The sequence below is a fragment of the Sessilibacter sp. MAH1 genome (genome assembly GCF_054658315.1).
On sequence record NZ_BAAGIC010000030.1, the window covers coordinates 1 to 7997 of the forward strand.

Consider the following 7997-nt stretch of genomic DNA (forward strand, 5'->3'; position numbering starts at 1 on the left):
ATTGTTATTACTTCAAGACGTACAACAAGTGGGTCAAATTGAAAGCCGCTGCGCGTCTTCAATTTACCCAAGCGTTATGTGTATCGCATAAAATGAGCATGGAATTAAATCAAATAGTAGAAGCTGAAGCGGTTGAAGTATTAAGTTTTGGAATTAGGTTTAATTACCAAGGCGAATCTATTTTGGTCAAAAGTCCAGAATTGTCTTGGTACCCCGGACCGCTTGATGAAGATGAATCTATTAAGGTGGGGGAAAAAGCATCAGTAAAAATACTTCATAAATTGGAAAGTGAATACACAGGTTCTGTCAGGGAGGCTCACCCGGAAGAAAACCCTTGGATTGCTCCCCCGGCAATTGGTGATACCTCCTCTGGAACTGTAGTAATCACCACTGAATATGGTTATGTTATTCGCCTATCAAAAACTCTTTTAGGTCTTTTGCTCAGCGAAAATACAAAAAACACATACAATGTAGGCCAGCGGGTAGCTGTCGAAGTAATTGACGTTGATACAAAACGCAAAAAAATTAGCCTTATCGAACAATGCTAAAAACACATAACAAACGCATAACCTGAAACAGCAAGCCATGGCCTTGAAAAGCAGGCCATTAAAGCGCTTGCTATTAAGGTTATGCGGGCGTTAGAACTACTCAGTGGTTTTATCAGTGGTAAATGTTAGGTATTAAGTAAACTGAAAGTTTTTGTTCTTAGTGCTTTTAAGTAGAGTGCAAAGTATTAACAGCTACAAAATCGTGGTAGCTAATTTTTAGTAAAAAGGTAAATTTTCGTTGGGCAGTTTTGTTCTTCGCGGTTTCAATTAGTAACGTGGCACGTAACGTTTGGTAGTTTCGTTCTTCGTGGTTGAAATTGGCAAACTTAGTCGCAGAAAGTAAGGTAACTTAAATGTTTAGTAGTACACTTTTAGCAACGCAAAATAGCTATCTTCGCAGTTGTTCTAACAAGTTGCTCTTATTCGTTCCGGCCACAAAATGTGGCCTTCACCGGACGCACTAACGCGCGCCGCAAAGCAAAGCGTTATGCTCAAGTATGAATAAAGCGCAATGGTTTTGGTTCAATGTTGCACTACCTCCTATGGGAGTAGGAATTGTGGCGTTTTTTTCCTCTATATACATAATGTATATGGTTCAAGGTGATCTCTGCCAAAAACTAAATCATGTAGGGGTTTTTATTTGTGTATTTTTGTCATTCGGAAGCATTTCTGTAGCTACTTTATTGGCAGCTAAAGGTAAATATTTACAATCAAAAATTATCAAGCGGGTTTTTAGCTATATGCTCGTTTTTATTAGCTTTTATTTTGGTATATATCTTTTGTGGTCTACAGGGTCACATGTATATTTTAGGTATTTGGGGCGTCAAGCATAACAAGCTTATCAACCTGACCTCTACTGCGTTGCTTCGTTTGCGTTTAATCGCTACGCTAACGCAAACAAATCAACTCCGTTTCGGCAGGTTATAATAGCGTTAAGTGTCCGAGCTACCCGAGAATATGAACATCAATGAAGTATGTAACAATCTATTAGACAATGCGGATGTCACATTAGATTTTTCTCAATATCCAAAAATCGTATTGAGCTTTATTGTTGCTGGCACAGTAGACTCAAGGTTCTGGGAAGTTGAATTTGTATTAGAGTCTGTGGTTTCGCTAAATATTACAAATGACTTCGACCCAGAAGCTAGCCCGAATGACTCATATTTAGTATTTGAAGCAAATGTTCAGAATTCAAGTCATGATAGCTATGATGCATATATAATTACTATGGCAAGTGGTGACATTGATTTTAAAGCAAAAACTGTTGGCTTTAGCTGACAAGCATTGCCATTTACCGCTAATGAATTTCGTGAGAGACACCCTCATGTATTTAGCATCTAAACTTAACAAGCTTAGGCACGCACTGGCAACAAGTTGCCTCGGACTGTCGCTACTTCGCAGCTTCAGACCGTGCCAAGGGCGTTAGAACTACTCAGTGGTTTTATCAGTGGTAAATGTTAGGTATTAAGTAAACTGAAAGTTTTTGTTCTTAGTGCTTTTAAGTAGAGAGCAAAGTATTAACAGCTACAAAATCGTGGTAGCTAATTTTTAGTAAAAAGTAGGTTTACGTTGGGCAGTTTTGCTCTTCTTAGTTTCAATGAGTAAAGTGGTTGCGTAAGGTTGGATAGTTTCGTTCTTCGTGGCTCAAATTAGCAAATTTGGAGCGGAAAATAAGGTAACTTAAATGTTTGGTAGTACACCATTAGCACCGCAAATCGCTATTTTTATACTTGTCCTAACAAGTTGCTCTTATTCGTTCCGGCCACAAAAGGCGTGGCCTTCACCGGACGCGCTAACGCGCGCCGCAAAGCAAAGCGTTAGCACTTAAACTATGAATCACCTTGAGCAGTTAGTAGCAGAATGGTACGAATACAGAGGATATTTCGTTCGTCGAAATGTCCAAGTCGGACCGCGTTCAACAGGTGGGTATGAATGCGAGCTTGATGTAGTTGCCTTTCATCCAAGTCTTCATCATCTAGTGCACATTGAACCGTCTATGGATGCCCATTCTTGGGCTAAACGAGAAGAGCGCTACTCGAAAAAATTTGAAGCAGGCAGGAAATATATACCGGCCCTATTTGAAGGCATAAACCTACCAACTGATATTGAACAAATTGCATTACTAGGCTTTGCCAGCAACGCAAATGTTAAAACCTTAGCAGGTGGTCGTGTAATGACTACCTCTGAATTATTCATTGAAATGGTTGCGGAGATTTCAGGTAAAAAGGTGGCGTCAGCCGCAGTGCCGGAGCAATATCCGCTTTTACGTACAATACAGTTTGCCTGTGAGCATCGTGTTTCGGCAGGCTGGTGCTAACAAGCACCTGCACCGGAAAACCAAAAGCGCCGCTTCGCTCTGCTTTTGTTTTCCGGTGAGGTGAGCGTTAGAACTACTCAGTGGTTTTATTAGTGGTAAATTTTAGGTGTTACGTAAACTGAAAGTTTTCGTTCTTGGTTCTTTCAAGTACAGTGCAAAATGTTAGCAGCTATAAAATCGTGGTAGCTAATTTTTAGTAAAAAGGTAGATGTGAGTTGGGCAGTTTTGCTCTCCGTGGTTTCAATTAACAACGTAGCTGCGTAACGCCTGGTAGTTTCGTTCTTCGTGGCTCTAATTGGCAAACTTGGTCGCAGAAAGTAAGGTAACTTAAATGTTTAGTGGTGCACCTTTAACATTACAAAATCGCTATTTTTGTAATTGTCCTAACAAGTTGCTCTTATTCGTTCCGGCCACAAAAGGCGTGGCCTCCACCGGACGCGCTAACGCGCGCCGCAAAGCAAAGCGTTAGAACCATTCAGTGGTTTTATCAGTAGTAAATTTTAGGTGTTACGTAAACTGGATATTCTGGTTCTTGGTATTTTCAAGTAATGTGTAAAAGATTGGTATATACAAAATCGTGGTAGCCAATTTTTGGTAAAAAAGTGGATTTACGTTGGATAGTTTTGTTCTTCGTGGTTTTAATTAATAAAGTGGCGCGTAAAGTCTGGTAGTTTCGTTCTTCGTGTCTCAAATTGGTAAACTTGGTAGCAGAAGTAAGGTAACTTAAATGTTTAGTTGTACGCTTTTAGCACTGCAAAATAGCTATTTTCGTAGTTGTTCTAACAAGTTGCTCTTATTTGTTCCGGCCACAAAAGGCGTGGCCTCCATCGGACGCGATAAGGCGCGCCGCAAAGCAAAGCGTTATAAGGCAACCAAGATTTAGCAATGGGATTAATCGAAGCAATACTATTAGGCATCCAGTTTAAGAGGCTACAAAAGCCTTTAGTTTTCTTTTCTATGCTTATTGGTCTCATAGTATTTAGCGTTTTCGGTGTAAGCCTAGTCTGGGCTTTAGTGACAGAGCTTGCATCTACAGACAAAGAGTTCACCTTACAGTTGGTCGGTGCTACTTTTGGCTTGCTTGCAATATCAGTCATATTTCTTGGGCTAGCGTGGGTGTGTGGTTATTTTATAAAAAGGTGCTTCGAGTAATGCCTTATAACAAGTTGCTCAAGTACACTCCGCCAGCTAAAGCTGGCTCCGCGGGACGCCAATTGCATTGGCGCCCCTTAGCAAGGCGTTAGAACTACTCTAGAGTTCTATCAGTGGTAAATTTTAAGTGTTACGTAAGCTGAAAGTTTTCATCCTTGGTGTCTTCAAGTAAGGTGTCAAATTAGAATAATTGCAAAATTGTGGTAGCCAATTTTTAGTAAAAAGGTAGATGTGAGTCGGGCAGTTTTGCTCTTCTTAGTTTCAATGAGTAATGTGGTTGCATAAGGCATAGCGGTTTCGTTTTTCGTGGCTCAAATAGGCAAGCTCGGTGGCGGAAAGTAAGGTAACTTAAATGTTTGGTTGTATACTTTTAGTGCTGCAAAATAGTTATTTTTGCACTTGTTCTAACAAGTTGCTCTTATTCGTTCCGGCCACAAAAAACGTGGTCTCCACCGGACGCGCTAACGCGCGCCGCAAAGCAAAGCGTTATGCTTCCTAGGCAAATTGCGATGAAATCTATAGTTGAACGTGGTGAAATTTACGAGGCGCAGTTGAAGCCGATTGAAGAAATTCTTTCGAGTTTTTCCCTTTCTTATGGTTGGGAGTTGGGAAACTATGGGCGCCGACCAAATGTTGGTATATTCGGGAAAGTGGGTATGTCAGACGCAAACGTACTTATTGAATCTAGGGAAAGCGATTGGGAGATACTACCTGATAAATTGGATTCAGATTTCGCTTTCCACCTTTGGAGTTCGATTTGGCGTGACACTGAAAAAGGTAGAGAGACAGCAAACGCGTATCTATTCTGGAGTGCTACATTCTCACAATTGGAAAAGGTCGTCCCAAGGTTTTTAGATTCAGTGTCATCAATGCATACTGAAGTAGGTAATGGGGTAGAATTTTTGTTTAGAACGAGACCGGTTTCTAATCCCGATGTCGGTCCTAATTTTGGTGGAGTACGTAGGTATGAAACATAACAAAGCCACCAACGGCGCATTAATTGCAAAAAGCGCAATTAATGCTGGACTCGTTCCGCGTTGCTCCACTCGCCCGTTGTGGCGGCGTTATGCAAACAAAGAGAAAATATGAAAGCAAAAGAATGGTTTGAGCGAGGAAAACAGCAAAACGACCCTTTAAATGCTTTTAGCAATTACTGGAGGGGGTTCAATCATCTATTTGCTGGGAACAAAAATGAGCGTGATTTAATTTCACTTTATCTGAGCAGTTCTATATCAGAGGAAACAGCTGAAGTTATCTTAAGTTCTAATGTGGAGGAGGCCCAAGTTTTACTTAGGACCCCGGTATTGGATATGAGAGGAAACGGGCGTAATACTCGACGGTATCAAAAGCAATTTCATTCCCAAAATACTGCAATTGAGAAGCTGGTTGCATTATTCATGATTATTTACCAAGTTCGATGCAATTTAGAGCATGGCCAAAAGTCTCCAAATCGCGATAGGGACATTCAATTATGTCAAGCGTCATGTCCATTTATAGCAGCAATAATTGAAAATGCATAACAAGTTGCTCCACCTGACACAGTAGTCTCCGCGCTTTTTGTGCATGCACTTCGTGCATTGTCACACAAAAAACCGCTCCAACTGCTGTGCTGGTTAGCAAGTCGTTAGAACTACTCAGTGGTTTTATCAGTAGTAAATTTTAGGTGTTACGTAAGCTTGAAGTTCTGGTTCTTGGTATTTTTAAGTAAGGTGTAAAAAGTTGACAGCTACAAAATCGTGGCAGCCAATTTTTAGTAAAAAGGTAGATTTACGTTGGGCAGTTTTGCTCTTCTTAGTTTCAATGAGTGAAGTGGTTGCGTGAGGCAGAGCAGTTTTGTTCTTCGCGGTTTCAATTAGTAACGTGGCACGTAACGTTTGGTAGTTTCGTTCTTCGTGGTTGAGATTGGCAAACTTAGTCGCAGAAAGTAAGGTAACTTAAATGTTTAGTAGTACATTTTTAGCAACGCAAAATAGCTATTTTTGTACTTGTTCTAACAAGTTGCTCTTATTCGTTCCGGCCACAAAATGTGGCCTTCACCGGACGCGCTAACGCGCGCCGCAAAGCAAAGCGTTATGTAACTCATGAAAACTAGTGAAATTGTTGCTTTTTTGGAATCTGAAATTACTTGGCAAGAGTTCAAGGAATCCCACTCTACGACATTTAAAATCTTTGGAAATCGAAAAGATGGAGCATTTGTTTCTAGCGATGCAAAATTGCAATTTGACCAATCTCTAATATTTCAAAAGAAGCATTTGAAAATCATCTGCAGCCTGCCTTCAAATGATAGATGGCAATTTGCTAATTTGGTCTCCTTGTGCAATTTTAGTTTTAGCAACCAAGAATGCGAGGAAGCCCTTTATGCTCTCTGCGAATGAGACGTTACATAACAAAGCGCTAAACTTGTTCCCTGCGGTCACTGGGACAATTACGCAATGCGGCTTCGCCATTTTCGCATTGCATAATTGCCCGTTAGCTTAGCGTTATGTGTTTCATGATTATCAAATCACTTAAAGTGACAATCCTTGCAATCTTTACGGTGCTGTTTGTCGTATTTGGTGCCTACTATTTGGTGTCGTTCGCTCCATACATTTCAGCGCTGAAGGCGTTATCCCACAGGGGACAAGAAGTAGTGGCTCCTGTTGAAGCGAGGGTTTATCAGCTAGCGATCGTAGCTGAATGCGACACGGCAATTCGCTCCTAGGCCATGCGACAGGGCTATTCCAATCTCGTCTACAAGCACCGCAAAGGAGCCACGATTAGTTGGCAACTCGACAACGCACTATGGTTGCTGGCTAGCTATATCCATCTTGACGACCAAGAAGTATTTGGCATCTGGGTTGAGTGTGTATTTTCGACCTGTCGAGATGATTTAAACGCAGCAGCCCATAAGTACTTTGGCGAAAATCTAGTTACACTATCTGACCATCAATTGGGTGCTATAGTAGCGTCGGCCAGGAGCCCAGTAATGTTTGCTCAGGGCTCTGATCGTGGCAAGATTCGAACTAAAGAGATTTTGAGACGGGCGAGAGACACATAACTAGGCCGTCATGTGGGACCTCCGTTACGCAACTCGTTTTTTGTGGTTGAATACCACAAAAATCAAGCTGCTTCACTCCGGCCCCATACGGCGGTGTTAAGAGTCATGGAAAGTTCGGTGCATAAAACAATTTATCATGCCAGCGATATGTGCCCCGCAGGGTGTGGGCAGGTCATTTACTTAGAAGGAATATCAAATAAAAGAATATTTTGTTATTGCACTGGTTGTGGAATAGCTTTTGATCATCCAAATAAAGCTCAATGGGATAGCGACATTGATGAAATGAAACATATTAAAGATTTGTCCCCGGAAGGTGTTCGTTATCCAATGAAGGAAGCCATAGAAATGGCAGGCTTTGGTGACAACATTACCGGTGTGGATTGAGGCCCACGTTGCTATTCTGAGCAAGAGCTAAATGAAGAGCATCTATAAACTCTTAACAAAGTCAAGCACAATCGTGCAATGCAAAAAACGCATTACACTGGACCTCGCTTCGCTCGGCCTGTGTTGGTGGCGTTAGGTGTCAGTCGAGCATGAGCAATTTAAGACGAAAATTAGAGCTACGAATTGATCCAGTGCAAGAACCAGTTTTGGAGCTAGATGACTGGAATCATCGAGATTACATTGAATATGTATTGGTTGAGCACTTTGATATTGACTATGAATACCTGGTCGAAGATGACAAGTCAGGTAAATACACGTTGTACTTTTGTGAGTCCAATAAAGTAGCAGACATTGAAAATGCGATTGAAGCTATTAATAAACATCACTCATCTTCACAAGACTATATAGCACAAACACTTAACAAGCAAAGGTAGCATCGCCTTGTGGGCTGGACGCGCTATCGCGCACCGCTTCTTTGAGCATTATGTTTTTAGATGAATTACGGAAATTGGGAAAAGGCAATATTAAGAAGTGTCGTAAGCGGCTATATCCTGTTAGG

The 7997-nt window shown here is 41.2% G+C and carries 10 protein-coding genes; all 10 read left to right on the top strand.

Going from position 1 to position 7997, the window contains the following annotated elements; translation table 11 throughout:
• The coding region (locus ACYQ28_RS18595) for a hypothetical protein (RefSeq protein WP_460052772.1) at positions 1-548 on the top strand (548 nt) is incomplete at its 5' end.
• Positions 549-1045: 497 nt separating this feature from the next.
• Entirely contained in the window at positions 1046-1381 is a 336-nt protein-coding gene (locus tag ACYQ28_RS18600) for a hypothetical protein (protein WP_460052774.1), read from the top strand.
• A 124-nt stretch (positions 1382-1505) separates the two neighbouring features.
• Complete coding sequence (locus ACYQ28_RS18605; RefSeq protein WP_460052777.1) at positions 1506-1826, top strand: hypothetical protein; 321 nt, start codon at positions 1506-1508, stop codon at positions 1824-1826.
• 553 nt (positions 1827-2379) lie between these two features.
• Positions 2380-2865, top strand: coding sequence for a hypothetical protein (locus tag ACYQ28_RS18610; protein ID WP_460052779.1), 486 nt, complete (start codon positions 2380-2382; stop codon positions 2863-2865).
• 1661 nt (positions 2866-4526) lie between these two features.
• Positions 4527-4994 (top strand): hypothetical protein, encoded by a 468-nt coding sequence (locus tag ACYQ28_RS18615; protein WP_460052781.1) that lies wholly within the window; start codon positions 4527-4529, stop codon positions 4992-4994.
• Positions 4984-5106: a hypothetical protein gene (locus ACYQ28_RS18620; protein ID WP_460164739.1), complete on the top strand. Its 123-nt coding sequence runs from the start codon at positions 4984-4986 to the stop codon at positions 5104-5106. The genes ACYQ28_RS18615 and ACYQ28_RS18620 overlap by 11 nt, the downstream gene beginning before the upstream one ends.
• Entirely contained in the window at positions 5103-5537 is a 435-nt protein-coding gene (locus ACYQ28_RS18625) for a hypothetical protein (RefSeq protein WP_460052784.1), read from the top strand. Before ACYQ28_RS18620 ends, ACYQ28_RS18625 begins: the two co-directional genes overlap by 4 nt.
• A gap of 561 nt (positions 5538-6098) precedes the next feature.
• Complete coding sequence (locus ACYQ28_RS18630) at positions 6099-6392, top strand: hypothetical protein (RefSeq protein WP_460052785.1); 294 nt, start codon at positions 6099-6101, stop codon at positions 6390-6392.
• A gap of 674 nt (positions 6393-7066) precedes the next feature.
• On the top strand, positions 7067-7438 hold the full coding sequence (locus tag ACYQ28_RS18635; protein ID WP_460052788.1) for a hypothetical protein: 372 nt from the start codon (positions 7067-7069) through the stop codon (positions 7436-7438).
• A 149-nt stretch (positions 7439-7587) separates the two neighbouring features.
• Positions 7588-7872: a hypothetical protein gene (locus tag ACYQ28_RS18640; RefSeq protein WP_460052791.1), complete on the top strand. Its 285-nt coding sequence runs from the start codon at positions 7588-7590 to the stop codon at positions 7870-7872.
• The last annotated feature ends 125 nt before the right edge of the window (positions 7873-7997 follow it).